Below are 1,073 nucleotides of genomic sequence, written 5' to 3'. Positions count from 1 at the left end.
GAGTGACAGTTAGAGGTTAAACGACAAGCTAAGCGGTGAGTTCCCCGTCGTTGCGGTGCAAGGAGGGTCCCGTCATCGGTTGGCGGTTACCAGGCGGGTGGCGACGTCGGGCAACTCGTCGAAACGGGCGCGTTGATCAGTGGTGACCAGCAGACGTCGGGTGGCGCGTGCCGTCGCCGCGATGATGAGATCATGAGCCCCACGCGGTGCGCCTGTACGGCGCGCATGGGCCAGGAGCTGGGCGTGATGATGGGCAACGTCCGGGGTGTAGTCCTCGACCGGGGTCACGGAGAGCACGTCGGCGAGGAACGCGCGTTGCGCGGCGCGAGCCGCCTCGTCTGAGGTCAGCAGCACCCCGACGGTGTATTCGGCGAGAGCTATGGCCGGTAGGACGACGTCGTCCTGGTCGCCCATCACGGCAAGATCCAGCAGGCCGCGGGCGCCGGCGACCAGCACACCCGTGTCCAGTATCAGTCGCGCCACGGGTCGGTGTCCCACTCGGCGGAGGCGGCCTCCCGCGCACCCACGACATCGGCTGCGAACCTGTCGTCGACGCCCGCGCGAGCGCCCCAGCGGCGGAGGACCTCCCGCAGCGCCTCGCCGTTGCCGTGCGGCGCCGGCATGATCACAGCGATGCGCCGACCGCTACGAGTAACCACAATCGTCTCGCCGTGTTCAGCCTCATCGAGAAGCGCACTGAAGTTCCGGGACGCCTCGGACGCTGTCATCACTCGCATGAGATTCATAATAGCTGATTCAGATCCTCTGATATCCTATCATGATCCAATTGGTGCGCGAGTGCGCCGGGTGGGAACAGGCCGGGCCACAGGAGGCGCCCATCAAAGACACCCGAGATGCTCGGTCACTGCTGCTTTCGGTGCCGGTCGGGGTGTGGAAGGCGTCGTCGACGATGCGTGAGTCGGCGGGTAGAGCTGGAAGGCGGGACAATGGCACGGATCGGGTTCGCGGCCGACGGCGAGAACGAGTGTGTCCGTGCCGTGCGCGAGTTCATCCGTACGGAGCACGAGCTAGTGATCCCAAGCGAGTCGACGGTATGGACGGACATGTCGCGC

Annotated in this window: 2 protein-coding genes; both read right to left on the bottom strand. The window is 65.9% G+C overall.

Annotated features, from left to right (window positions below; translation table 11 throughout):
* Nucleotides 1-72: 72 nt before the first annotated feature.
* On the bottom strand, nt 73-483 hold the full coding sequence (locus tag DD1DGNOD_RS10480) for a PIN domain-containing protein (protein WP_131766953.1): 411 nt from the start codon (nt 481-483) through the stop codon (nt 73-75).
* Nucleotides 471-746, bottom strand: coding sequence for a type II toxin-antitoxin system Phd/YefM family antitoxin (locus tag DD1DGNOD_RS10475; RefSeq protein ID WP_241255633.1), 276 nt, complete (start codon nt 744-746; stop codon nt 471-473). Before DD1DGNOD_RS10475 ends, DD1DGNOD_RS10480 begins: the two co-directional genes overlap by 13 nt.
* Nucleotides 747-1,073 lie beyond the last annotated feature (327 nt).

The sequence above is a fragment of the Candidatus Protofrankia californiensis genome (genome assembly GCF_900634765.1).
GTDB classification, from domain to species: domain Bacteria; phylum Actinomycetota; class Actinomycetes; order Frankiales; family Frankiaceae; genus Protofrankia; species Protofrankia californiensis.
The sequence above is the reverse complement of the archived record's forward strand: the minus strand, read 5'-3'. Positions and strand labels throughout refer to the sequence as shown.

What these genes read in the sequence shown, in the direction of transcription:
- DD1DGNOD_RS10475 (WP_241255633.1), bottom strand. Translation starts at nt 746, where the DNA reads ATGAATCTCATGCGAGTGATGACAGCGTCCGAGGCGTCCCGGAACTTC.